1 protein-coding gene is annotated in these 1,310 nt (G+C 69.1%); it reads right to left on the bottom strand.

Annotation, left to right across the window (positions count from 1 at the left end):
- The coding region (locus tag IG74_RS47270) for an AMP-binding protein (RefSeq protein ID WP_037827423.1) at positions 1 to 1,310 on the bottom strand (1,310 nt) is incomplete at both ends.

Genomic DNA, 1,310 nt, shown 5'->3' with positions numbered 1-1,310 from the left:
GCCGGTGCCGAAGGTGACCTGAATGGTCGTCTCCGTGGGACCGTACAAGTTGACCGGCTCCACACCCCACACATCCACCGCAGCAGCAGCCAGCGACGAACGCAAGGACTCACCACCGGCGAACACCCGCCGCAGAGAAGTGACATCAGCCGCTCCCGGGACCTCCAGGACAGCAGTGAGCAGGGTCGGCACGAACTGCGCGACTGTCACCTCGTGCTCCCGCATGAACGCGATGAGCCGCTCCGGTTCCTTGGCCACCTCGTCAGAGGCCACCACCACCGCAGCACCCGACACCAGCGGCAGCCACGACTCCCACACCGCCGCGTCGAAGCCGGGCGACGTACGAGCCAGCACACGATCACTGCCGTTGATGTCGAACTCCGCCCGCATCCACAGCATGTGATTCACCGCGCCGCGCTGCGTCACCACCACACCCTTGGGCCGACCCGTCGACCCGGACGTGTAGATGACATACGCGCCGTCCTCGCCCGACACGGCGGGGAGCTCAGCGGTCCCCGTTCGTTCGTGGTCCAGGACGACGTGGGTGAGCTCTGGCGGCACGAGGCCCGCCGTCTCCTCCACTACGACGACCGCGACCGGCCCGGCCTCGTCGAGGACTCCAGCGATGCGCTCCACAGGCAGACCCGCGTCCAACGGCAGCCACGCCGCACCCGACAACGCCACACCCACCTGCGCCACCACCCAGTCCACCGAGCGCGGCACCACCACACCCACAACCGAACCAGGACCGGCACCACACGCCTCCAAACGCGCAGCCAAGTGACCGGCTGCGCCCAGCAGTTCTCCGTACGAGAGCGTGGATTCACCCTCCACGACGGCAGTCGCGTCAGGATGCGCGGCTACCTGCTCCAGCAGCAGCGACACCAGCGTCGCCTCCGCCGGAACGGCCAGCTCGTCGCCTTGACCGGCCGCGAGGACGTTCCCGCGCTCGCCGTCCGTGAGGAGTTCGAAGGCGCCGAGTCGGCGGTCCGCGTGCTGCACTGCGGTCGTCAGGAACGCGGCGAGCCGGTCGGCGACGCTCTGTGCCGTCGTTCGGTCGAAGAGGTCGGTGGCGAAGTCGACGGTGCCCTCCAGGCCCGCGACGGCTCCGTCCTCGTCGTACCGCTCCCGCAGGTTGACCATGAGGTCGAACTTCGCGGCGACAGGTGCGCCCGGCTCCTCCTCGACACGCAGGCCGGGGAGGTCGACGACGGGCAGGTCGGTGTTCTGGAAGGCCAGCATCACCTGGAACAGCGGGTGACGGCCCAGGGACCGCACCGGGTTCAGGACCTCCACCAGACGCTCGAACG

It is taken from the genome of Streptomyces sp. NRRL B-1347 (assembly GCF_000720325.1).
Taxonomy (GTDB): Bacteria; Actinomycetota; Actinomycetes; order Streptomycetales; family Streptomycetaceae; genus Streptomyces.
Note: the sequence above shows the minus strand (reverse complement) of the source record. Positions and strands in the feature narration are given on the sequence as shown.